Below are 21,032 nucleotides of genomic sequence, written 5' to 3'. Positions count from 1 at the left end.
GGGTGTGGGTCGGGTCGTTAGGCTCGGGCCCATGTCCGCGTCGAGCGCCGCCGACTGGTCGCGGGTGCGACTGCACGTCGTGACCGGCAAGGGCGGCACGGGGAAGTCCACGGTCGCCGCCGCGCTGGCTCTCGGCCTGGCGTCCCGCGGCAAGCAGGTCCTGCTCTGCGAGGTCGAAGGTAGGCAGGGCATCGCGCGGATGTTCGACGTCGACCCGCTGCCGTACGCCGAACGCCGGATCGCGACCGGCCTGCGCCGCGACGACGAGCAGCCCGGTGTCGTGCATGCGCTGCACATCGACCCCGAGTCGGCGCTGCTGGAGTACCTCGCCATGTACTACAAGCTCGGCCGCGCCGGCCGGGCCCTCGACAGGTTCGGGGTGATCGAGTTCGCGACCACGATCGCGCCCGGCACCCGCGACGTGCTGCTCACCGGCAAGGTCTTCGAGGCGGTGCAGCGCAACTCCCGCAACAAGGGCGCGATCCGCTACGACGCCGTCGTCCTCGATGCACCGCCGACCGGCCGGATCACCCAGTTCCTCAACGTCGGCGAGGAGCTCGCCGGGCTGGCCAGGGTCGGCCCGGTCAAGTCGCAGGCGGACACGATGATGACGCTCTTCCGCTCGCCCCGGACCGCCGTGCACCTGGTCACCGTGCTCGAGGAGATGCCGGTGCAGGAGACGGCCGACGGGATCGCGGACCTGCGCCGGGCCCAGCTGCCGGTGGGCGCGGTCGTCGTCAACCGGGTCCGGCCGCGCGACATCGCGCCCGCCGACCTCGAGGCGGCCGCCGCCGGGCAGCTCGACGCCGCGCGGGTCGCTGCCGACCTCGCCGAGGTCGGGGTCGGTGACGACCCCGAGCTCGTCAGGGGGCTGGTCGCCGAAGCGCGGGACCACGCGGAGCGGCGCGCCCTCGAGGACGCGCAGCGCCAGGTGGTCGCCGAGCTGGACGTCCCGGCGTACGAGCTGCCGCTGCTGCCAGGCGGCGTCGACCTCGGCGGCCTCTACGAGCTGGCCGGCGACCTGGCCAAGCAGGGGCTGGCATGACGCCGTCGCGGCCGCGGGTGGGCCCGCTCGCTTCCAGCCCCGGACCGGCCCCGGCGCTGGACGTCGACGCGCTGCTCGACGACCGCGGCACCGGGATCATCGTCTGCTGCGGCTCGGGCGGGGTCGGCAAGACGACGACGTCCGCGGCGCTCGCGCTGCGCGCCGCCGAGCGCGGCCGCAAGGTCGTGGTGCTCACGATCGACCCGGCCCGCCGGCTCGCCCAGTCGATGGGCATCGAGACGCTGGACAACACCCCGCGGCCGGTGGCGGGGCTGCGGGCCAACGCGAAGGGCAACCGCAGGGGCGGCAGTCTCGACGCGATGATGCTCGACATGAAGCGCACCTTCGACGAGGTGGTGGAGAGCCAGGCCACGCCGGAGAAGGCGCGACAGATCCTGGAGAACCCCTTCTACATCGCGCTGTCGAGCTCGTTCGCGGGCACCCAGGAGTACATGGCGATGGAGAAGCTCGGGCAGATCCACGCCGAGGCGCAGCAGTCGGGGTCCTACGACCTGATCGTGGTCGACACCCCGCCCTCGCGGTCGGCGCTGGACTTCCTCGACGCCCCCGAGCGGCTCTCCAGCTTCCTCGACGGGCGGTTCATCCGGCTCCTGCTGACGCCCGCCAGGGGCCCGGCCAAGATGATGACCGCGGGCCTCGGCATGATCACCGGCGCGCTCAACAAGGTGCTCGGCGCCCAGGTGCTCACCGACATGCAGACCTTCGTGGCCGCGTTCGACACGCTCTTCGGCGGGTTCCGGCAGCGGGCCCAGAAGACGTTCGAGCTGCTGCAGGCCGAGCGGACGGCGTTCCTCGTGGTCGCGGCCCCCGAGCCCGACGCGCTGCGCGAGGCGGCCTTCTTCGTCGAGCGGCTCGGCGAGGACGACATGCCGCTGGCCGGGCTGATCGTCAACCGGGCCAGCCCGGTGCCGGCCGGCAGCCTGTCGGCGGACGAGGCGATGGCCGCGTCCGCGCGCCTGCGCAAGCGCGAGCCGACGTCGCTCACCGCCGGCCTGCTGCGGCTGCACGCCGACCAGACCCGCGTCGTCGAGCGCGAGGCGCTGCTGCGCGAGCGCTTCGCGGCCGCGCACCCGCAGGTGCCCACCGCCGTCGTCCCGGCCCTGCCGGGCGACGTGCACGACCTCGCCGGCCTGCGGCGGGTCGGCGCCCTCCTCGCGGAGGGCGTGCCCGATCAGTACAGCTAGCGAGCGGTCAGACCGCGCTGACGACGTGGTCGGTGACGACGCCGTCCTTCTGGCGCGCCGCCTCGAGCACGGATCGCCACGAGGCGTTGGGGCGGCGCCGGAGGAGCGCTCGGCGCTCCCGCTCGGTCATGCCACCCCAGACCCCCCACTCGATCTGGTTGTCGAGCGCCTCAGCGAGGCACTCGGTGCGCACCGGACAGCCGGAGCACAGCTGCTTCGCCTTGTTCTGCTCCGCGCCGCGCACGAACAGCTGGTCGGGCTGCGAATCGCGGCAAGCGGCCGCGGCGGCCCAATCGTCTACCCACATGATGATGTCCCCACATCCATCAATCCGAGATAGGCGGCGTCCCCATGACGCCTACCCGGGAAGTTCCCCCCTCGCGGAGCAAAGTTAAGGAAATTCACACGCGATAAACAGACCAAAAGTGCCCAGATCGTATAGTCCGTTCGGGCTAGCCCGCTCGGCGCAGGTGGGCGCTCCAGTTTCGGTCAGAGCGTGCCCGGTCCCGTACCCTGGGACCCATGTCCGCACCTCGTGACGAGCGCCTCACCTCCGGCCGCGTCGCCTCCCACCTGCTGGTGATGGTGGCCGTCGCCGCGATCCTGGGCGTCGTCGTGGCCGGACTGGTCATCCCGTTCGCCGGCGTCCTCGGCATCGGCGCCCGCAACGTGGCCCGGGCGATGGACAGCCTGCCCGCCGAGCTGGAGACCGCCCCGCTCCCGCAGCGGACGCGGCTGCTCGACTCCGACGGCGAGACGATCGCGACGTTCTACGACGAGAACCGGGTCAACGTCTCGCTCGACCAGGTCTCCCGGGTGATGGTGCAGGCGATCGTCTCGATCGAGGACTCGCGCTTCTACGAGCACGGTGCGCTCGACCTCAAGGGCACCCTCCGCGCGCTGATCACCAACCAGGCCAACGACGGCGTGGTGCAGGGTGGCTCCTCGATCACCCAGCAGATGGTCAAGATGACGCTGGTGACGCAGGCCAAGACCCCCGAGGAGCGCGAGGCCGCGACCGACGACACGTACGCCCGCAAGCTCAAGGAGCTGCGCTACGCGGTCGCCGTCGAGGAGCACCACTCCAAGGACTGGATCCTCGAGCGCTACCTCAACATCGCCTACTTCGGCGACGGCACCTACGGCGTGCAGTCGGCCGCGCGGCACTACTTCGGGGTCAACGCCAAGCGGCTCAACCTGCGGCAGGCGGCGCTGCTCGCCGGGCTGGTGAAGAACCCAACCGGCTACGACCCGACCAACTACCGCGACCGGGCCCTCGAGCGCCGCAACGTCGTGCTGGACCGCATGGCCGCGCTCAACGTCATCACCCACGAGCAGGCGGAGCAGGCCAAGGCGAAGAAGCTCGGCCTCCACGTCATCCGCGCCAAGAACGGCTGCTGGTTCTCGCGGGCGCCGTTCTTCTGCGACTACGCCTGGAACTACCTGCTCGAGGACCCCGACCTCGGCAAGACCGTCGCCCAGCGGCGGCTCCTGCTGCGCACCGGCGGCCTCACGATCCGCACCACGCTCGACATCGACGACCAGGCCGCCGCGGAGGCCGCTGTCGCCGGCCACGTCGCCCAGGGCGACCAGGCGGTCGGGGCGCTGGCGATGGTCCAGCCCGGCACCGGCGACGTGACCGCGATCGCGCAGTCGCGGCCGATGGGTCGCAGCGAGCGGAAGGGCGAGACGTTCCTCAACTACGCCGTGCCGACGCGACTCGGCGACTCCGCCGGGTTCCAGGCGGGCTCGACGTTCAAGCCCTTCGTGCTGGCGGCCGCCGTCGAGGAGGGCATCCCGCTCGCCACGACGATGAACGCGCCGCAGAGCACGACGCTCGACCAGGACGAGTTCGCCAACTGCCCGAAGGCACCCGGGTTCGTCGGTGAGTGGGAGGTCGCCTCGTCGACCTCGTCCGGCACCATGGACATCACCCGCGCGACCCGCGAGTCCGTCAACACCTTCTACGCGATGCTCGAGCGCGAGACCGGCGTCTGCAAGCCGTTCGAGATCGCCAAGCAGCTCGGCGTCGAGCTCACCAACCCCCGGGGCGACCGCCACGGCGTGGGTGCCGAGCGGGTGCCGACGTTCGTGCTCGGCATCGCCAACGCCAGCCCGCTGGAGATGGCCGAGGCCTACGCGACGTTCGCCGCCCGCGGCAAGCACTGCGACTCCCGGCCGGTCACCTCGATCGCCGATGCCGACGGCAACGTCCGCAAGCGCTACCCCGAGGCCTGCGAGCAGGTGCTCAAGCAGTCCAGCGCCGACGCGATCAACTACGTGCTCCGCGGCGTGCAGGAGCCCGGCGGCTTCGGCTACGAGCGCGGCACCGGCCTGACCGTGCCGTCGGCCGCGAAGACCGGCACCACGCAGGACGGCAAGTCCGTCTGGTACGTCGGCTACACGCCGCAGGTCGCCACGGCCGCGATGATCGCCGGCGCGACCAAGGACGGCCAGAAGCCGATGCGGCTGGTCGGGCAGACCATCCACGGGCAGTACGTCTGGGAGGTGTCCGGCTCCGGGTTCGCCGGCCCGATGTGGGCCGATGCGATGCACGCGATCCAGGGCCGTCTGGAGCCCCAGGACTTCGTGCCGCCGGGCACCGAGACGATCGAGGGCGTGCCCGCCACCGTCCCCTCCACCACGGGCATGAGCGTCGAGGAGGCCGAGGCCACGCTCGAACAGGCGGGCTTCAACGCCCTCCGCGGCGGCACCGCCTACTCGAGCAGCCCGCTCGGCACGGTCGCCTACACCTCACCCGGCGGCGGCGCCTACGTCCCGAAGGGCTCGGTCGTCACGATCTACGAGTCCAACGGCCAGTCGCCCCCGACGCCTCCCCGGGGCGGGGGCGGGGGCGGGGGCGGAGGCAACGGCGGCCGCGGCGGCGGCGGCGGTCACGGCGGTGGTCACGGCCACGGGCACGGCGGTCGCGGGGGGCACTAGCCTCCCGGCGTCCTCGCCCGCCAGCGAAGCGCCCGTCAGGAAGCGCCCAGCTGGCGGCGCACCTCGGCGGCGACCTGCGCGCCGTCGGCACGACCGCGCACCTGCGGCTGCACGAGGCCCATCACCTTGCCCATCGCCTTCATGCCCTCACCGGCGGCGCCGACCTGGGCGACGGCGGACGCGACGAGGTCGACGACCTCCTGCTCGCTGAGCTGTTGGGGCAGGTAGTCGGCGATGACGGCGGCCTCGGCGGTCTCCTTCTCGGCCATCGCGGCGCGACCTCCCTCGGCGAACGCGGTCGCCGCCTCGCGGCGCTTCTTCGCCTCCGAGGTGAGCACGCCGATGATGTCGTCGTCGCTGAGCTCCCGGGCCTCCTTGCCGGCCACCTCGGCGTTGGTGATCGCGGTGAGGATCATCCGCAGCGTCGAGGAGCGGACCTCGTCGCGGGCCTTGATGGCGGTCGTGAGGTCGTCACGCAGGCGGGCCTTGAGATCGCTCATGAACTCCATTGTGGCAGCCTTGCCCGGGTGACCTCCCTCGCCGTCGCTGCCCGCCGCCTCGCCCTGGGCGGCGTGGTCGCCGGCGCCGGGCTCACGGCGTACGCCGTGGCCGAGGCGCGCGCCTACACGCTGCGCCGGGTGACAGTCCCGGTGCTGCCGCCGGGCAGCCCCGACGTCAGGGTGCTGCACCTCAGCGACGTCCACCTCACGCCGGGCCAGGACCGCAAGCGGGAGTGGCTGCGCGGGCTCGCGGACCTGCAGCCGGACCTGGTCGTCGACACCGGCGACAACCTCGCGCACCGCGACGCCGTGCCGGTCGTCCTGGACGCGCTGGGTGACCTGCTCTCGGTGCCGGGCGTCTTCGTGTTCGGCTCCAACGACTACTACGCACCGAGCCTCCGGAACCCCTTCCGCTACCTGCTGCCCGACGACGGCAAGCGGCACACGGGCGTGCCGCAGCTGCCGTGGCGCGAGCTGCGCTCCGGGCTGGGCGACGCCGGCTGGCTCGACCTGACCAACGCCCGGGCCAGCCTCGAGGTCCGCGGCCTGCGGTTCGCGTTCGCCGGGGTCGACGATCCGCACCTGGGCTACGACCGCCTCGACGAGGTCGGCGGCCCCGCGGACCCGGATGCCGACCTCCGGCTCGGGGTCGCGCACGCGCCGTACCTGAGGGTGCTCGACCGGTTCGCCGCCGACGGGTACGACGCCGTGCTGGCCGGCCACACCCACGGCGGCCAGGTGTGCCTGCCGGGGGTCGGCGCCCTGACGACCAACTGCGACCTCGAGCCGGCCCGCGCCAAGGGCCTGCACCGCCATCCCGCGGCCTCGCGGCCGGGCGATCCGGGCTCGTCGTGGCTGCACGTCTCGGCCGGCGTGGGCACCAGTCCCTACGCGCGGATCAGGGTCGCGTGCCGCCCCGAGGCCACCCTGCTGACGCTCGTGGCCGCCGAACGCTGAACCGATTTCAGGACGTCCGCGGTGCTCGGGTATGGTTTCCCACGGTCCGCTTCGGTGGGCCGATCGGGCTGTGGCGCAGCTTGGTAGCGCGCTTCGTTCGGGACGAAGAGGCCGCAGGTTCAAATCCTGTCAGCCCGACAGTCGAGGGGCCCGGATCCAGCATGGATCCGGGCCCTTCGCCGTCTCCCCCATGTGGTGGATGGAAGTGACGGGAGGGACGAGGACGATCGAAGGCGTGCACCTCCGCACCGCGCTCGTCGCTCTCGTGCTGGTCGCCGCGTCCCTGGTGGCCCTTCCCGCCGCCGCCTCCGCGGCCCCGGAGGCGGCAGTGGCGTCCGCGGAGGGCGGTGCGGCGGCCCGGTCCGACACCCACGCCGATGACGCACGGGTCCTCGCCTTCCCCAGCCTGGCGCAGATCCGCTGGTGCACCGCCTCGATGGGCCGGATCGCAGGCTGTGCCGCCACGGCGTTCGAGTCGTACTGCCTCGGGACGTACTCCAAGATCCTCGGCTGCCTGCGGAAGGTGAAGAGCGCCTACGAGACCTACCAGACGATCGTCGCGTTCCAGCAGAGCGATCGATGTCCGACCGTGCTCGGCTCCCTCGCCCAGTACCTCTGCCGACCCACGGTGCCGCCGGCTCCGCGCGTGGTGGTCGCGACCGTCGTCACCGTCAGTGGAACGCTCCGGGCGCACACCGGTCCGTACACGTGGTTCACCTATTCCGGCTACTACGTCAACGGCAACCGCCTCGGGGTGGTGTGCGCGATCCGCTTCGGCGAACGGGTCTACGACGGCGCCCGCTCCTCGACGTGGTGGATGCGGCTCGCCAACGGCCTGTACGTGCCGGCGATCGGCCTGCAGTGGCCGGGCGAGGTGCCGTGGTGCTGACCACGCCAGGTTTTCGGGTGGCGCCCGGTGAGCAGAATCCCGGGCATGCCTGACGAGGAGCCCCGGGAGGAACAGCCGTCGCTCGAGCTGCCGTCGCTCGGCGGCTGGCGACGCCGGCGTCGGTCCAGGGCCGCGCAGCCGGTCGCCGAGCCGACCGACGGTGAGCGATCCACGAGCGCCCCGACCGAGACGGTGGAGGACCCACGGCCGGCGCCCGTCCCCGCCGAGCCCGTGGCCGCCGAGCGGCCCGGCGGCGCGCAGCCCACCGTCGTGCTGGCCGAGACGGTGGAGGACCCGCCGCCGGCCCCGGCCAAGCGGATCCGGGTCAGCGTGCGTCGGCCCGCGGGCTACGCCGCGGTGCTCGGCGCCGGAGCCCTGGTGGGGCTGCTGATGGTCGGGCTGACCTGGGGGTCGCTGCGCACGTGCGAGCAGGTGCAGGGCACGTCGAGCTGCGGGAGGGCCGGCTACCCGATGCTCCTGTTCGTGCTCGTGGTCGCCGTCGTCGTGGGCGCGATGCTGCTGCGGCTGTGCCTGGTCCCCGACCCGGTCGGCACCAGCTTCCTCGGGACCGGGCTGACCACCGTGCTGGCGCTGCTGTTCCTCGTCGACCAGCTCGACCAGCCCGCCATGGTGGTCGTCGTACCGGTGCTCGCCGCCGCCTGCTTCGCGGCAGCGCACTGGGTGACCACCACGTTCGTCGAGCCCGGCGACCGGACCCGCTGAGGGATCAGCGCGACGCGGCGATCAGCTCCGCGATCTGCACCGTGTTGAGCGCGGCACCCTTGCGCAGGTTGTCGCCGGAGACGAACAGCGCCAGGCCGCGGTCGTCGTCGACGCCGGGGTCCTGCCGCAACCGGCCGACGTACGACGGGTCCTGGCCGGCCGCCTGGAGCGGCGTGGGGATGTCGGAGAGCTCCACCCCGGCGGCCGTGGCCAGCAGCTCGCGCGCCCGCTCGACCGGCATCGGGCTCTCGAACTCGGCATTGATCGCGAGCGAGTGGCCGGTGAAGACCGGGACGCGCACGCAGATGCCGGACACCTTGAGGTCCGGGATGCCGAGGATCTTGCGGGACTCGTTGCGGAGCTTCTGCTCCTCGTCGGTCTCGCCCAGTCCGTCGTCGACGATCGAGCCGGCCATCGGCAGCACGTTGTAGGCGATCGTGCGCGCGTACTTCTGCGGCTCGGGGAAGGCGACGGCCGAGCCGTCGTAGGCCAGCTCGGTCGCCTTGTCACCGGCAGCGGCGACCTGCGTGGCGAGCTCCTCGACACCGGCGACACCGGAGCCGGAGACCGCCTGGTAGGACGACACGATCAGGCGGACCAGGCCGGCCTCGTCGTGCAGCGGCTTGATCACCGGCATGAAGGCCATGGTGGTGCAGTTGGGGTTGGCGATGATGCCCCGGCCCGCGGCGATGACGCCCGCGGCGTCGTCCGGGTTGACCTCGGAGACGACGAGCGGGATGTCGGGTTCCTTGCGGAACGCGCTGGAGTTGTCGACCACGATCACGCCGGCGTCGACGAACTTCGGCACCAGCGCGCGCGAGGTCGTCGCACCCGCGGAGAACAGCGCGATGTCGAGCCCGGTCGGGTCGGCGGTCTCGGCGTCCTCGACGACGATGTCGCGGCCCGCGAAGGGCAGCACCTTGCCGGCGGATCGCGCCGAGGCGAAGAAGCGGACCTCCCCGACGGGGAACGCCCGCTCCTCGAGGATCTGGCGCATCGCGACGCCGACCTGCCCGGTGGCACCCACGACGCCGATGTTGACGGTCATCGTCCGGTCCCGCCGTAGACGACGGCCTCGACCTCGTCGGAGTCGAGGTCGAACGCCGTGTGCGTGGCCTGCACGGCCTCGTTGATCTGCGCCTCGTCGACGACGACCGAGATCCGGATCTCGGAGGTGGAGATCATCTCGATGTTGACGCCGGCGGCGGCGAGCGCCGCGAAGAACTTCGCGGTGATGCCGGGGTGGGAGCGCATGCCGGCGCCGATGAGCGAGACCTTGCCGATCTGGTCGTCGTAGAGGAGCTTGTCGTAGCCGACCTCGTCCTGGATCCGCGCCAGCGCACCCATCGCGGTCTGGCCGTCGGCGCGCGGCAGCGTGAACGAGATGTCGGTCAGGCCGGTCGCGGCCGCCGAGACGTTCTGCACGACCATGTCGATGTTGACCTCGGTCGCGGCCAGCGCCTCGAAGATCCGAGCCGCCTCGCCGACCTTGTCGGGCACGCCGACCACGGTGATCTTGGCCTCGCTGCGGTCGTGGGCGACGCCGGCGATGATCGCCTGCTCCATCTCTTCATCTCCTGCTCGGCTGTCGGGCATGACCCAGGTGCCCTCCTTCTGGCTGAAGGAGGAGCGCACGTGGATGGGCATGTTGTAGCGGCGGGCGTACTCGACGCACCGCAGGTGGAGGATCTTGGCGCCCGAGGCGGCCATCTCCAGCATCTCCTCGGTGGAGACCCGGTCGAGCTTGCGGGCGGACGGCACGATCCGCGGGTCGGCGGTGAAGACGCCGTCGACGTCGCTGTAGATCTCGCAGACGTCGGCACCGAGCGCCGCCGCCAGGGCCACCGCGGTGGTGTCGGAGGCGCCGCGACCCAGCGTCGTGACGTCCTTGGTGTCCTGGGAGACGCCCTGGAAGCCCGCGACGATCGCGATCGCGCCGTCGCTGATCGCCGCCTCGATCCGGCCGGGCGTGATGTCGATGATCTTCGCCTTGCCGTGCGCCGAGTCGGTGATGACGCCGGCCTGCGACCCGGTGAAGGACTGCGCCTTGTGGCCGAGCTGCGCGATCGCCATGGCCACCAGGGCCATCGAGATCCGCTCGCCGGCGGTGAGCAGCATGTCGAGCTCGCGCGGCGGCGGCAGCGGCGTGACCTGCTCGGCGAGGTCGCGCAGCTCGTCGGTCGTGTCGCCCATGGCGGAGACCACGACGACGACGTCCTTGCCCGCCTTGCGCGTGTTGACGATGCGCTGCGCGACGCGCTTGATGCCGGCCGCGTCAGCGACCGACGATCCGCCGTACTTCTGCACGACAATGCCCACGGTGCGGTCCTCGATGGTCGGGGAAGTTCCGCCCGATTCTATCGAGCGGGCGTGTCCCCCGATTCGAGCATCTCATCCGCGACCGCGATCTGCTCCTCCTCGTCGACCGGCAGGTCGGCGTCGAGGCGGTCGTGGGCCACGATCGACAGCAGCGCGTTGAGCGCGACGCCCGCGAGGTTGCCCCACGAGGAGACGTAGGAGAACTGCCACCACCACAGCGCCTCGGTGACGTTGCCGAGCCGGTAGTGGCGCAGTCCGTTCTCGAGGTCGGAGGCGATGCTGGTGAGGTCGTCGGAGAGCTGGCTCTCGGTCAGCTCCGGCACGTAGGGGTCGAAGACCAGGCCGTAGGTGTCGACCGGCCCGAGCATGTCGGCGAGGCGCAGCCGCATCTCGTCGAGGTCGGCCTCGGGCCCCACATCGGGCTGGTACTCGGCGATCGGCGTGAAGTCCTGCTGGGCGCCCAGCCGCGCGCCGGCGAGCAGCACCTGGCTGATCTCCAGGAGCAGCAGCGAGATCGCCCGGCCGCCGTCGGCCTCCTGCGCGATCGCCCGCAGGGCGATCAGGAAGCTCTCCACCTGGTCGGCGATCTGGCTCGCGAACTCCAGGGTCTCGGAGTCGAGCGCGGTCACCTCGGGTTGCAGCTCAGTCATCTGCGGATCGCCTTCCTGCAAACGCACGGCCCAGGGTCACTTCGTCGGCGTATTCGAGGTCGCCGCCCACCGGCAGTCCACTCGCCAGACGCGTCACGCGCAAGCCCAACGGCTTGAGCATCCGGGTGAGGTACGTCGCCGTCGCCTCGCCCTCGAGGTTGGGGTCGGTCGCGAGGATGACTTCGCCGATCGCGCCGTCGGCGAGCCGGACCATCAGCTCGCGGATGCGCAGCTGGTCGGGGCCGATGCCGTCGATGGGCGAGATCGCGCCGCCGAGCACGTGGTAGCGGCCGCGGAACTCGCGGGTCCGCTCGATCGCGACGACGTCCTTGTACTCCTCCACCACGCACAGCACGGCGGGGTCGCGGCGCGGATCACGGCAGATCCGGCACTGCTCGTCCTCGGACACGTTGCCGCAGATGGAGCAGAACTTCACCTTCGCCTTGACCTCGATCAGCACGTCGGCGAGCCGCCGCACGTCGGTGGGGTCGGCCTGGAGGAGGTGGAACGCGATCCGCTGCGCGCTCTTGGGACCGACGCCCGGCAACCGGCCGAGCTCGTCGATCAGGTCCTGGACCACGCCTTCGTACAACGCCGGTCCTCTTAGAAGCCGAGCTGGCCGGGCGCACCCGGCGGGGTCTCGGGCAGTCCGCCCGCGAGGGGCCCGAGGGCCTCGCTGGCGAGCGCGTCGGCCTGCGCCTTCGCGTCGCGGTAGGCCGCCACGATCATGTCGGCGAGGTCGGCCAGGTCGTCGGGGTCGCTCCCGTCGAACCCGCCGGCCTTGATCTCGACGCCGACCAGCTCGCCGACGCCGTTGACCGTCGCGGTGACGGCGCCGCCGGCGACCGTGCCGTCGACGGTCGACTCCGCGAGCCGGGCCTGCGCGCTGGCCAGCTGCTCCTGCATCTGCTGCGCCTGCTGGAGCAGGGCGTTCATGTCGAACCCTCCGCCTCCGAGCGCCTCGAAGGGGTTCTGGCTCATCGGGTCACCTCTCGGTTGGTCTGGTGCTGCATCACTGGTGCCGGATCTCCTCGATCATCTGCGCCCCGAGCTCGCGCTGGAGCAGCTCGGCGGTGCTCATGCCCTGGTGGTCGGCGTCCACGTCGTCGGGGTGGGCCTCGGCGTCGGCGTCGGCCCACTCGGTGCCGGCCGGCTCCCGCTCCTGGTCGGCCGACCGGGTCTGCTGGATCGCCTCCCGCGCGGCGGCGATGGCGCTCGGACCGCCCTCCTCGGCCGGCGGGTCCCACGGCGGCGGGCTCTCCGGCGCGGGGGCCGCAGGCGCGGCGGGCTCCGGCGCCGACGGCGCCTCGGCGACCGCCGACCGGGTCACCGTCGGCGCGCTCTCCGGAGTGGCGCCCGGGTCGACGATCGTCTCGATCTTCCAGCTGGCGCCGACGATGTCGACCGCGGCCTGGCGCAGCACGTCGTCGCAGCCGGCGCTGACGAAGGAGTCGCGGGCACCGGCGTTGGTGAAGCCCAGCGTCAGCGAGGAGCCGTCGACCGAGACCACCTGGCAGTTCTGGGTGAGGTGCATCCACGCCAGGCGGCGCATCCCCTTGGTGCGGTCGACGATGTCGGGCCACAGCCGGCGTACGTCGACCAGCGTGAGGCCGCCGCTCGCGGCCGGCGCGGCCGGTGCCGGCTCCGGCTCCGGCGCGGGGGGCTCGACGACCGGGTCAGGAGCCTCGACGGTCGGCGTGGGAGCCGACTCGGCGACCGGCTCCACGGTCGGCCGGGACGGCTGGGCGGGCTCCGGGCGCGCGGCGGCCGGATCGGGCGCCGAGGGTCGGTCGACGGGCGGGGCCGGCCGGTCCTGGGCGGGCGGGGCGGGGGCGGCGACGGTCGGGGTCGGCGCCCCGCCGCTGATCGACATCCGCTTCTCGAGCCGGTCGAGGCGGGCGAGCACCCCGTCGGTGGCGTCGTCGGCCCCGGGCAGCAGCACCCGGGCACAGAGCAGCTCGAGGAGCAGCCGCGGCGCGGTCGCGCCGCGCATCTCGGTCAGCCCGGTGGCGACCAGGTCGGCCGCCCGGGTCAGCTCGGAGGGTCCGAAGCGGGCCGCCTGGGCGACCAGCCGCTCGCCCTGGTCCTCGGACACGTCGATGAGGCCGGTCGCGGGCGCGTCGGGGACCGCCGCGACGATCACCAGGTCGCGCAGCCGGCGGAGCAGGTCCTCGGTGAACCGGCGGGGGTCCTGACCGGTCTCGATCACCTTGTCGACGACGCCGAACACGGCCGCGCCGTCACCGGCGGCGAACGCGTCGACCACGTCGTCGAGCAGGGTGTCGGGGGTGTAGCCGAGCAGCCCGGTGGCGAGGTCGTAGGTCACGCCCTGCGGGCCGGCGCCGCCGAGCAGCTGGTCGAGCACCGAGAGGGTGTCGCGGGCCGAGCCGCCACCGGCGCGCACGACCAGCGGCAGCGCGGCGGGCTCGATGCTCACGCCCTCCTTGTCGCAGAGCTCGCCGAGGTACGACGAGAGCAGCCGCGGCGGGATCAGCCGGAACGGGTAGTGGTGGGTGCGCGACCGGATCGTCGGCAGCACCTTCTCCGGCTCGGTCGTGGCGAAGATGAAGCGCAGGTGCGGGGGCGGCTCCTCGACCAGCTTGAGCAGGGCGTTGAAGCCCTGCGTGGTCACCATGTGCGCCTCGTCGATGATGTAGACCTTGTAGCGGCTGCGCACCGGCGCGAAGAAGGCCTTCTCGCGCAGGTCGCGGGCGTCGTCGACGCCGCCGTGGGACGCGGCGTCGATCTCGATGACGTCGATCGACCCCGGCCCCCCGCGAGCCAGGTCGCGGCAGCTGTCGCACTCGCCGCACGGGTCGGCGATCGGCGCCTGCTCGCAGTTGAGGGCGCGGGCCAGGATGCGCGCGCTGGTGGTCTTGCCGCACCCGCGCGGTCCGGAGAAGAGGTAGGCGTGGTTGACCCGGTTGTTGGCCAGCGCGGCGCGCAGGGGCTCGGTGACGTGGTCCTGCCCGATGACCTCGGCGAAGGTCTCCGGCCGGTATCGGCGGTACAGGGCGAGGGGGGACTCCACGCCTGAACCCTAACCAGCGGGGCCGACAGCCGGTAGGCGGGCGTCCCGCGCGGATCCGCCCGTGCCCCGGCCCCGTCTTGGAGCGCCGCGACGGGCTCACCTACACTCGGCGGCAACCCCCCGCGTGGCGGCATCTCGCCCAACTCCCCCAGGGCCGGAAGGCAGCAAGGGTAAGTGAGCTCTGTCGGGTACGCGGGGGGCCTTTTCTTGCCCCTGCGGTCCGGGCAGCCGATTTCGCGGCGCCGTACGCGCACCGGTACGCTCCTCCGCGGAGGTATCGCCTAGTGGCCTATGGCGCTCGCTTGGAAAGCGGGTTGGGTTAACGCCCTCGGGGGTTCGAATCCCCCTACCTCCGCCATCGCCGACGGCGTCGCACTCGCGGGTGCGGCGCCGTTCGTCGTCGCGGCGGGTGCTCAGCGGTGCGAGCGGCGCGCCAGCACCGGGCGCAGCAGCAGGGCGAGGACGAGCACGCCGCCGCCGATCAGGCCCCACCAGACCGCGTCGTGGCGGGCACCGGCGAGCAGGTCGACCGGGTCCTCGGGGGCGGCGGCCGGAGCACCGCTGTCGGCCTGCGCGACGGTGCGCTCCACCTCGCCCGCGCGCGTGGGGGCGAGCAGGCGGGTGAGCGCCTCGGCGGGCTGCACGACTCCGGCGCCGGTCATCGGCGTCGGACCGTCGGGGGTGCCGTCGGCGCTGTCGACCAGCCGGGTGACGACCTGGGCGACGGTGTCGTCGGGGTAGCGCTGCCGCAGGAGGGCGACGACGCCGGCCACCTCGGCCGCGGCCGCGGCCGTCGAGGTCGGCCGGACCAGGCACGTCGCGCCGTTGAGGCCGTAGGACACCGCGTCGTACGTCGGCGCGGCGACCGTGGTGCGGGAGTTGGGGACCACGCTCGCCAGGGCGCCGGCCGGGTCGCCGGTGCCGGTGGCGTTGACGGCGACGACGCCGTCGTACCCGGCCGGGAAGAACAGCGGCCCGCCGTCCTCGTCGCGGGCGGGCGGGTCCTCGAACTCGGCCGCGAAGGACGCACCCTCGGCGGGCCGGTCGCCGCTCGCGGCGACCAGGACGACGCCGGCGTCGCGCACCGCCCGGACGGCGGCCCGCAGCTGCGGGCTCCCCCCGACGACGAACGGCACGACGGCGACGCCGATCCGCTCCCGGCCGGCCTGCTGGGCGACCCACTCCAGACCGTCGACGAGCGCCGGCGTCGAGGGCTGCTCGCGGGACTCGTCGGACGTGCGGTCGACGAAGACGCGCACGTCGACGAGCTGGGCCTCCGGCGCGAACCCGACCTCGCCGCCGTCGGACCGCCTCGGCCCGGCGACCAGGCCGGCGACGATCGTGCCCTGGGGGTCGACGACCTCCCCGCTGGCTCCGGAGCGGTCCACCGCGGTGCGCACGGGCAGGTCCCCGGCGATGCCCGAGGAGAGCACGGCCACCCGCACCGGGTCGGCGGCCTTCCCGGCAGCGCGCTGGGCGGACTCCATGCCGAGGAGCGCGTACGGCGCGCTCGGTCGGCGGGTGTCGCTCGCCGGCGTGGTGGCGTCGACGGCCGCGCAGTCGTTGTCGGCGGCGTGCGCCGGTGCGGGTACGGCGAGCGGCAGGGCCGCGGCCGCCGCGGCCCCGACCAGCAGCCCCCTCACGCGCATGCGTCGTCGTCCGGCTCGGTGGGCGGCGAGAGCGCGGCGGTGGGCGACAGCACGACCCCGCAGCGGAACAGCTCGATCCAGGTGTCCGGGACGACCACGACCGGGTAGTCGGCGTACCCGAGCCGCTCGGCCGCGTCGTCACCGAGCAGCGGGTTGGCGCGGCCCTTGCCGTCGACGAGGTACGGCGAGCCCTGGTCGGTGTCCTGCCAGCCGCCGGAGAGCACGTAGGCGCCGCGGCCGGAGGCGACGTCGGCCGCCTTCGACCCCGCGGCGAGGTCGCCGGCTGCCGACTCAGGCCCGGCGGCCACGAGGTGCGCCACGGGCGGCTGGCCGGACTCGGTGGACAGCTGCGCGCACGGCTCGGCGACCGTCTCGGACGGCGTGGTCACCGGCCAGTGGGCGTCCGCGAGCGGGTCGACCTCGCTGCGGGGCACCCGCGGGGCGGCGGTCACCGGCTGGGGCGCGACGACGGCGTTGTCGGGGGCGACGACGTTGGCGTAGACCGTGGCCGCGAAGTCGGAGAGCGCCACCGGCCCGGAGTCGGTGAGCAGGAGGTGCTCGTCGCCGACGGCGAGCAGGTCGCCGACCAGCTTGTCCTGGAGCACCCCGGTCTCGTCGTCGGCGGCGTAGGTCGGGGTGGTGCCGAAGCCGGTCAGCCCGAAGCTGCTCCAGTCGAGCGGCGCGCCGGTCGGGAACAGGTTGATCCACTCGCGGCTGACGGGGATCGCCTGCGTCGTGATCGGCGCGCGCAGCGCGGACAGCAGGTTGTCGGTCTGGTCGCCGGACTCGCCCTGGAGGGGCACCGGGAAGACGTAGGCGCCCGGGTCGGCCGCGCCGGGACCGGCGGTGTCGCTGGTCGGCGCGACGACGAAGTAGTCGTCGCCGTTGCGCACCGTGACCGCGGCCCTCGGTGCCGGCACGACGTCGGGGTCGGGCGAGAGGCGCAGCCGGATCCCGGCGTCCGGGGCCGTGCACGCGGTCCATCCGTCGTCGAGCAGCAGCCCGGACGTCGGGACGCTCGCGGGCGCGCCGAAGATCCCGATGTCGGCGCCGATCCGCTGCTCGTCGATGGTGTCCTGGGAGAGCAGGGTGGGCTTGACGTCGGCGCCGAGGATCAGTGCCGCGCTGGTGGAGTTGAGCACCGGCCGGAGCTCGGGGTCGTCGCTGTCGTCGACGATGACGTACGACGAGCCGTTGTCGCGAGAGATGATCAGGCCCGGCTGCTTCCAGTCGTCGGGCGCGGTCGGCGAGAACACCCCGGCGATCGCGGCGCCGGCGACGAGCAGCACCGCCAGCGCGAGGCCGCCGACGATCGTGCGGCCGGGTCGGGCCGGTTCGACCTCGCGGCCGCCGGGCGCACCCGACACGAACGCCGTGACGAGCCGGCGCCGGCTGAAGGAGTAGGCCTCGACGAGGTCCTTCTTGGTGGCCATGTCCGCCCCGTCAGCCGCGGATCGCGGAGAAGACGCCCACCGCCACCAGGAGCAGCGGCAGCAGGGCGAGGAGCGCGACGGCCTCGGCCACGTCGCCGAGGCGTCCGCGGCGCACCGACGGGGCCACCGGCAGCAGGGTGACCGCGAGCAGCAGGGCACCGGTGCCGGCGAGCAGGACCGCGACGGTCGGGCGCCAGTCCGGGTGCAGCCAGAGCGCGGCGCCGGCGGTGGCGAGCAGGCCCACGATGCCGGCGGCGAGAGCGACGAGCACCTCGGCTCCGGTGCGGTACTGGCGGGTGCGCAGCATGACGACCGCGCAGCAGGTCACCGCGAGGATCGCGCCGACCACCCCGAGCGAGACCGCCACCGGCGCGACCAGGACGACGAGCAGGCCGACGGTGGCCGTGACGGCGACGAGGATCTCGTGGGCCAGCCGGGCGTCGGCCGCCACCCGGACCGGGTCGACCGGCCGCGGCTCGGCCGTGATGTCGGCGACCTCGAAGAGCTGGTCGACGGAGGTCGACGTCGCCCCCAGGGCCATCCAGGGCGCCAGGCTGCCGACCACGACGACCCCGACGAGCCCGATGGTGAGCACGACCGCGGCGTCGAGGTCGAAGGATCGCAGCAGCAGTCCGGTGAGCGCGAAGACCGCGCCGACGATGATCGGCGGCAGCAGGAGCGGGCGGCCCTCGCCGAGCCCGAGCAGGCCGACCAGCCCGGCGGCCAGCGCCGCGCCTCCGGACGCCAGCAGTGTGGTGCCGGGCGAGCCGGGGTCGACGAGCACGATCCCGGCGACCGCGGCGTAGGCCGCCGCCATCCAGGCGACGGCGACCGCCGCCTCCGGCTCGCGCTGGGCGCGGGAGAGGACGACCGCGCCGGTCACCAGCGCGGCGGCGACGACGACCGCGGCGACACCGGCGAGCAGCGCGCCCCGCTGGACGAGGAGGGCGACCGCGCCGAGCAGCATGAGGAGCCCGGCCGCACACAGCGCCGTACGGCGTCCGGCTGCGGGCTCCCAGGGGCGCAGGTCGTGCTCGACGACGTCGGTCATCGCCTCGACGACGTCGTCGTAGATCCGCGGCGGCTCGTCGTCGACGCCGGCCGCGACCGTCAGCAGCCCGCCGTCCTCGACGCCCTGCATGACGAGGCCGGCGTCGCCGGCCAGCTCCCGGCCCTCGGCGGTCACCAGCCGGTAGCCGCCGTAGACCGTCGCCGGGTCGAGCAGCCCGACGCTGCGGGCGAGCTCGGGCACGAGCTCGGCGACCGGCACGGCGCCGGGCAGCACGAGGTCGACCCTCCGGCTGCCGGACGAGACCGTGACGCGGACCAGCCCGGAGCCGGTCACCGGTGCCTGGGTCATCGCCCCTCCCCCTACTTCCTGATCTGTGCTGTCCCTGATCGGTCAGGACGAGGGGGCCGGCGCAACGCGCCGACCCCCTCGTTCGTGACGTGGTGCTGGTGCGTCCCCTCTCAGAAGTCGAACGACGCGGCGCCGCGCTGGTCCGCCGCCTTGTAGTCGGCGTTGGACTGGTGCACGGTCATGCTGGTGTCCTGCAGCAGGTCCTTCATGTCCTTCATCGCGGTGTCCCACTTGGTCTTCGCGACGTGGTAGGCCTGCTGGGCGTTACCGGTCCAGTCGCTGCGCAGCGGGGCGAGCTCGGACTCGAGGCGGTTGAGCCTCTCGTCGATCTGCTTGACGGTGGTGGCGAGGTCCTGGGCCGCAGCCTCGAGACCGGCGTGGTTGACGCGGAGCCCGTCGAGAGCCATCTCGTTCACTTCCTTCGGTCCGGTCGCCGTCAGCCGAGGCGGCCGGCGACCTTGCTGTAGGTGGCGGACTGGGTGTCGTCGGTGCTGACGTTGTCGCGCTCGGTCGAGGTCAGCGAGGCCGCGAACTCATCGAGGGCGTTGGTGATGATCCGCTGCTTCTCGGTCCAGGCCTGGTGGAGGCCGAAGAAGGCGGTGCCACCGGCGCCGGCCCACTTGCCCTGCAGGCCGGCGATCTGGCCCTCGAGGGTCTTGCTCATGCTCTCGAAGTCGGCCTTGGCATCGCCGACCAGTCCTGCTGCTCGGGTGAGTGTGCCCTCACCCTGTCCCATCTCTGCTGCGCCAGACATCACGCCACTCCTTCCCCCGGTGGCGGCGGTCAGGCCGCCCGAGACAGATGTTGCTCCTGATGGATCGCCCGGTCCGTGCCGAGCGGACAGCGGTCGATTACCCGAGGCCCTAGGCGCTAAACCTCACCTGCTGAGTTCCCACAGGCTCGTCATCTCCCACAGCTGACGGAACCAGCCGGTGGCCACGACCGACGACGCCACGACCAGTGCGCCGACCAGTCCCTCCGCCACCTCGGCCCGGCGCGACCACCAGGCCGAGCGCCAGCCGCGGCCGGTCGCGACCGCGACGACGACGAGCACGGCGCCGAGGCCCACCGCGGCGATCGCGAGCGTGAGCACGGCGGTCTCCCCCATGACCGGCAGCAGGGCGACGACGAGCACGGCCCCGCACCACAGTCCGGCGGCGCGCAGCAGGGACCGCGCGCCCCGGTGGCGGTAGCTGCGGGCCGCGAGCAGGAGGGCGGCACCCGCGCACCCGACGAGCACACGCGCGCCGATCCGGTCGACCCGGAGCGTCGCGGTGGTGAGCAGCAGCGGCGCGGCGACGAGCACGACCACCGAGATGGCGGCGGCGGCCGCGGTGAGCAGCCGGGCACCTCGGGAGGCGACTGCGGCGACCGCGGCCGGCGGGATCATCGTGCGGCCGCGCTTGCCCGTCGGCTGGTCGCGCGCCGACCACGCGGTGACCGCAAGTCGTTCGAGGTCGATGAGGTACTGGTCCGGGACGTCGACGACGAGGCCGGGCACGATCCGTGCGGCCAGCGTCGCCAGCACCAGCAGCGCCGCCCACGACACCCGCGGCGGCGCGCCCGCCAGGGCCGACAGCCAGGTGATGACGAAGAGTCCGGCGCCGGAGACGATCCAGGCCTGGAGCGGCTCGTCGGCTGCGCGGGAGAGCGCCCGCGCCGCAGCGGCGGCCACCGCGGCCACCAGGCCGCAGATGCCGAGCACGACGGGCAGCCGCGCCGGGGCAGGGTCCCAGGCGAGCGCGAGCGCGGCGCCGGCCGCCAGGGCGGGCGCCGCGACCGCGCGGGCACCGATGCCGCGGCCGAACGGAAGCAGCGCGACCAGGGCGCCGGCGACCAGGACGGCGACGGTCGCCGTGCGCAGGCGCTCGTCGTCGGCGGTCGCCGCGCACCAGCCGGCGAGCACCCCGGCGCACCCGGCCAGGGCGGCCGGGCCGGACGCGGCCGCACCGGACCGACGTACGGCGCGGGCGGGCTCGGCCGGGCTGGGCCGGCGTCCCGCGGGGACCGGCCCCGGAGTCGCCACGAGCAGGTCGCCGGAGCGCACGCCCTGCCGGACGAGGGGGCCGTCGGGCGGCAGCACCTGACCCACCCGGGTGCACAGCGCGGGGATGGTGGCGAGCCCCGACTGGCGGGCATAGGCCTCGGCGACGTCGACGGCGGCCGCGCCGGCGGGCACGACGAGGTCGAGCACCCCGGTCGGCCCGTGGACGCTGACGGCGAGGTCGGCGGTCGCGTTGGTCACCACGCCGTCAACCTTCCCCCGGAGTTCGAGGCGTCAACCGCGTCGGAGAGGGGTAGTTGCTCCCTGATCGATCAGGAGGTTGG

Annotated in this window: 19 protein-coding genes, 2 tRNA genes, 1 other RNA gene and 1 pseudogene; 9 read left to right on the top strand and 14 right to left on the bottom strand. The window is 73.5% G+C overall.

Going from position 1 to position 21,032, the window contains the following annotated elements; translation table 11 throughout:
- The first annotated feature begins 31 nt into the window (after window positions 1-31).
- Both HZF07_RS16725 and HZF07_RS16720 read left to right on the top strand, forming a co-directional pair.
- Window positions 32-1,045 carry an ArsA-related P-loop ATPase gene (locus tag HZF07_RS16725; protein ID WP_157343183.1) on the top strand — a complete coding sequence of 338 codons (1,014 nt, stop codon included), beginning with the start codon at window positions 32-34 and terminating at the stop codon, window positions 1,043-1,045.
- Entirely contained in the window at window positions 1,042-2,250 is a 1,209-nt protein-coding gene (locus tag HZF07_RS16720; protein WP_157343181.1) for an ArsA family ATPase, read from the top strand. Before HZF07_RS16725 ends, HZF07_RS16720 begins: the two co-directional genes overlap by 4 nt.
- 7 nt (window positions 2,251-2,257) lie before the next feature.
- On the opposite strand, the gene HZF07_RS16715 is transcribed toward HZF07_RS16720, so the two are convergent.
- Window positions 2,258-2,557 carry a WhiB family transcriptional regulator gene (locus HZF07_RS16715; RefSeq protein WP_157343179.1) on the bottom strand — a complete coding sequence of 100 codons (300 nt, stop codon included), beginning with the start codon at window positions 2,555-2,557 and terminating at the stop codon, window positions 2,258-2,260.
- A 215-nt stretch (window positions 2,558-2,772) separates the two neighbouring features.
- Here HZF07_RS16715 and HZF07_RS16710 point away from each other — a divergent pair, with 215 nt between their 5' ends.
- A complete protein-coding gene (locus HZF07_RS16710; RefSeq protein WP_157343177.1) occupies window positions 2,773-5,193 on the top strand; it encodes a penicillin-binding protein in 2,421 nt (806 codons plus the stop codon).
- A 35-nt stretch (window positions 5,194-5,228) separates the two neighbouring features.
- Here HZF07_RS16710 and HZF07_RS16705 read toward each other — a convergent pair whose 3' ends face one another.
- Window positions 5,229-5,693: a GatB/YqeY domain-containing protein gene (locus tag HZF07_RS16705; RefSeq protein WP_157343175.1), complete on the bottom strand. Its 465-nt coding sequence runs from the start codon at window positions 5,691-5,693 to the stop codon at window positions 5,229-5,231.
- Window positions 5,694-5,720: 27 nt separating this feature from the next.
- Between HZF07_RS16705 and HZF07_RS16700 the strand changes: the two genes are divergently transcribed.
- The 4 genes from HZF07_RS16700 to HZF07_RS16685 all read left to right on the top strand — a co-directional run bounded on the left by HZF07_RS16700 (window position 5,721) and on the right by HZF07_RS16685 (window position 8,262).
- The gene (locus tag HZF07_RS16700) at window positions 5,721-6,650 is read left to right on the top strand and encodes a metallophosphoesterase (RefSeq protein WP_309504801.1); all 930 of its coding nucleotides are present in this window, start codon (window positions 5,721-5,723) and stop codon (window positions 6,648-6,650) included.
- Window positions 6,651-6,714: 64 nt separating this feature from the next.
- Window positions 6,715-6,788 (top strand) — tRNA-Pro (locus HZF07_RS16695).
- A 97-nt stretch (window positions 6,789-6,885) separates the two neighbouring features.
- A complete protein-coding gene (locus tag HZF07_RS16690) occupies window positions 6,886-7,539 on the top strand; it encodes a hypothetical protein (protein WP_157343173.1) in 654 nt (217 codons plus the stop codon).
- Window positions 7,540-7,584: 45 nt separating this feature from the next.
- Window positions 7,585-8,262: a hypothetical protein gene (locus tag HZF07_RS16685; protein WP_157343171.1), complete on the top strand. Its 678-nt coding sequence runs from the start codon at window positions 7,585-7,587 to the stop codon at window positions 8,260-8,262.
- A 4-nt stretch (window positions 8,263-8,266) separates the two neighbouring features.
- Here the strand turns inward: HZF07_RS16685 and HZF07_RS16680 are convergent, their stop codons facing one another.
- The 6 genes and pseudogenes from HZF07_RS16680 to HZF07_RS16655 form a co-directional block, all read right to left on the bottom strand.
- On the bottom strand, window positions 8,267-9,310 hold the full coding sequence (locus tag HZF07_RS16680) for an aspartate-semialdehyde dehydrogenase (protein WP_157343169.1): 1,044 nt from the start codon (window positions 9,308-9,310) through the stop codon (window positions 8,267-8,269).
- The gene (locus HZF07_RS16675) at window positions 9,307-10,581 is read right to left on the bottom strand and encodes an aspartate kinase (RefSeq protein WP_181645286.1); all 1,275 of its coding nucleotides are present in this window, start codon (window positions 10,579-10,581) and stop codon (window positions 9,307-9,309) included. Before HZF07_RS16675 ends, HZF07_RS16680 begins: the two co-directional genes overlap by 4 nt.
- 38 nt (window positions 10,582-10,619) lie before the next feature.
- Window positions 10,620-11,231 (bottom strand): DUF5063 domain-containing protein, encoded by a 612-nt coding sequence (locus tag HZF07_RS16670; protein WP_157343167.1) that lies wholly within the window; start codon window positions 11,229-11,231, stop codon window positions 10,620-10,622.
- Complete coding sequence (recR, locus tag HZF07_RS16665) at window positions 11,224-11,823, bottom strand: recombination mediator RecR (protein ID WP_157343165.1); 600 nt, start codon at window positions 11,821-11,823, stop codon at window positions 11,224-11,226. The genes HZF07_RS16670 and recR overlap by 8 nt, the downstream gene beginning before the upstream one ends.
- Window positions 11,824-11,834: 11 nt before the next feature.
- A complete protein-coding gene (locus tag HZF07_RS16660) occupies window positions 11,835-12,212 on the bottom strand; it encodes a YbaB/EbfC family nucleoid-associated protein (RefSeq protein WP_157343163.1) in 378 nt (125 codons plus the stop codon).
- Between the two features lie 409 nt (window positions 12,213-12,621).
- Window positions 12,622-14,262, bottom strand: a pseudogene (locus tag HZF07_RS16655) (DNA polymerase III subunit gamma and tau); the annotation flags it as partial.
- Window positions 14,263-14,376: 114 nt separating this feature from the next.
- On the opposite strand from HZF07_RS16655, the gene ffs reads away from it, so the two are divergent.
- Both ffs and HZF07_RS16645 read left to right on the top strand, forming a co-directional pair.
- Window positions 14,377-14,467: signal recognition particle sRNA small type (gene ffs / locus HZF07_RS16650), an RNA gene on the top strand.
- 65 nt (window positions 14,468-14,532) lie between these two features.
- A tRNA-Ser gene (locus tag HZF07_RS16645) sits at window positions 14,533-14,620 on the top strand.
- Between the two features lie 55 nt (window positions 14,621-14,675).
- Here HZF07_RS16645 and HZF07_RS16640 read toward each other — a convergent pair.
- From HZF07_RS16640 to HZF07_RS16615, 6 genes are all read right to left on the bottom strand, one after another.
- Entirely contained in the window at window positions 14,676-15,911 is a 1,236-nt protein-coding gene (locus HZF07_RS16640) for a S8 family serine peptidase (RefSeq protein ID WP_157343161.1), read from the bottom strand.
- Window positions 15,902-17,344 carry a type VII secretion protein EccB gene (locus tag HZF07_RS16635; protein WP_157343159.1) on the bottom strand — a complete coding sequence of 481 codons (1,443 nt, stop codon included), beginning with the start codon at window positions 17,342-17,344 and terminating at the stop codon, window positions 15,902-15,904. Before HZF07_RS16635 ends, HZF07_RS16640 begins: the two co-directional genes overlap by 10 nt.
- A 10-nt stretch (window positions 17,345-17,354) precedes the next feature.
- Window positions 17,355-18,704 (bottom strand): type VII secretion integral membrane protein EccD, encoded by a 1,350-nt coding sequence (eccD, locus tag HZF07_RS16630; RefSeq protein ID WP_157343157.1) that lies wholly within the window; start codon window positions 18,702-18,704, stop codon window positions 17,355-17,357.
- Window positions 18,705-18,814: 110 nt separating this feature from the next.
- Window positions 18,815-19,111 (bottom strand): WXG100 family type VII secretion target, encoded by a 297-nt coding sequence (locus HZF07_RS16625; protein WP_157343155.1) that lies wholly within the window; start codon window positions 19,109-19,111, stop codon window positions 18,815-18,817.
- Between the two features lie 29 nt (window positions 19,112-19,140).
- Entirely contained in the window at window positions 19,141-19,458 is a 318-nt protein-coding gene (locus HZF07_RS16620; RefSeq protein ID WP_157343153.1) for a WXG100 family type VII secretion target, read from the bottom strand.
- Between the two features lie 123 nt (window positions 19,459-19,581).
- Complete coding sequence (locus HZF07_RS16615; protein WP_157343151.1) at window positions 19,582-20,952, bottom strand: ubiquitin family protein; 1,371 nt, start codon at window positions 20,950-20,952, stop codon at window positions 19,582-19,584.
- Between the last annotated feature and the right edge of the window lie 80 nt (window positions 20,953-21,032).

Source organism: Nocardioides agri, assembly GCF_013778305.1.
In the GTDB taxonomy this organism is placed as follows: Bacteria; Actinomycetota; Actinomycetes; order Propionibacteriales; family Nocardioidaceae; genus Nocardioides; species Nocardioides agri.
This window is presented reverse-complemented; position numbering and strand designations above follow the sequence as displayed.

Bases quoted from the DNA above. Each gene is read 5' to 3' on its own strand.
- HZF07_RS16705 (WP_157343175.1), bottom strand. From the start codon at position 5,693: ATGAGCGATCTCAAGGCCCGCCTGCGTGACGACCTCACGACCGCCATC.
- HZF07_RS16720 (WP_157343181.1), top strand. From the start codon at position 1,042: ATGACGCCGTCGCGGCCGCGGGTGGGCCCGCTCGCTTCCAGCCCCGGA.
- eccD (WP_157343157.1), bottom strand. From the start codon at position 18,704: ATGACCCAGGCACCGGTGACCGGCTCCGGGCTGGTCCGCGTCACGGTC.
- HZF07_RS16710 (WP_157343177.1), top strand. From the start codon at position 2,773: ATGTCCGCACCTCGTGACGAGCGCCTCACCTCCGGCCGCGTCGCCTCC.
- HZF07_RS16635 (WP_157343159.1), bottom strand. From the start codon at position 17,344: ATGGCCACCAAGAAGGACCTCGTCGAGGCCTACTCCTTCAGCCGGCGC.
- HZF07_RS16625 (WP_157343155.1), bottom strand. From the start codon at position 19,111: ATGGCTCTCGACGGGCTCCGCGTCAACCACGCCGGTCTCGAGGCTGCG.
- HZF07_RS16670 (WP_157343167.1), bottom strand. From the start codon at position 11,231: ATGACTGAGCTGCAACCCGAGGTGACCGCGCTCGACTCCGAGACCCTG.
- HZF07_RS16680 (WP_157343169.1), bottom strand. From the start codon at position 9,310: ATGACCGTCAACATCGGCGTCGTGGGTGCCACCGGGCAGGTCGGCGTC.
- HZF07_RS16660 (WP_157343163.1), bottom strand. From the start codon at position 12,212: ATGAGCCAGAACCCCTTCGAGGCGCTCGGAGGCGGAGGGTTCGACATG.
- HZF07_RS16685 (WP_157343171.1), top strand. From the start codon at position 7,585: ATGCCTGACGAGGAGCCCCGGGAGGAACAGCCGTCGCTCGAGCTGCCG.
- HZF07_RS16715 (WP_157343179.1), bottom strand. From the start codon at position 2,557: ATGTGGGTAGACGATTGGGCCGCCGCGGCCGCTTGCCGCGATTCGCAG.
- HZF07_RS16640 (WP_157343161.1), bottom strand. From the start codon at position 15,911: ATGCGCGTGAGGGGGCTGCTGGTCGGGGCCGCGGCGGCCGCGGCCCTG.
- HZF07_RS16620 (WP_157343153.1), bottom strand. From the start codon at position 19,458: ATGTCTGGCGCAGCAGAGATGGGACAGGGTGAGGGCACACTCACCCGA.
- HZF07_RS16725 (WP_157343183.1), top strand. From the start codon at position 32: ATGTCCGCGTCGAGCGCCGCCGACTGGTCGCGGGTGCGACTGCACGTC.